Origin of the sequence: Escherichia sp. AM3 (assembly GCF_032029835.1) — a bacterium.
Taxonomy (GTDB): domain Bacteria; phylum Pseudomonadota; class Gammaproteobacteria; order Enterobacterales; family Enterobacteriaceae; genus Escherichia; species Escherichia coli.
In genome coordinates this window covers 1-261 of the sequence record NZ_JAVUPQ010001064.1, presented here as the reverse complement: position 1 = coordinate 261, position 261 = coordinate 1, and the positions used below count along the sequence as shown (strand labels likewise).

1 protein-coding gene is annotated in these 261 nt (G+C 59.0%); it reads left to right on the top strand.

What is annotated here, in order from left to right; translation table 11 throughout:
- A partial coding sequence (locus RTW80_RS29715) for an aminotransferase class I/II-fold pyridoxal phosphate-dependent enzyme (RefSeq protein WP_312721728.1) occupies window positions 1-261 on the top strand: 261 nt, incomplete at both ends.

The window sequence follows — 261 nt, the reverse complement described above, 5'->3', positions numbered from 1 at the left end:
CGCCGAAGCCGCGGGACGCGTACTCGGTCAGCTGAAAGCGACGGTCCGCCGTATCTACTCCAGCCCGCCGAACTTTGGTGCGCAGGTGGTGGCGACAGTTCTCGGTGACGAAACGCTGAAAGCGTCCTGGCTTGCGGAAGTGGAAGCGATGCGTAAGCGCATCCTGTCGATGCGTCAGGAGCTGGTTAACGTCCTGAAAGAGGCCGTGCCTGGGCATAACTTTGATTATCTTCTCAAGCAACGCGGGATGTTCAGCTACAC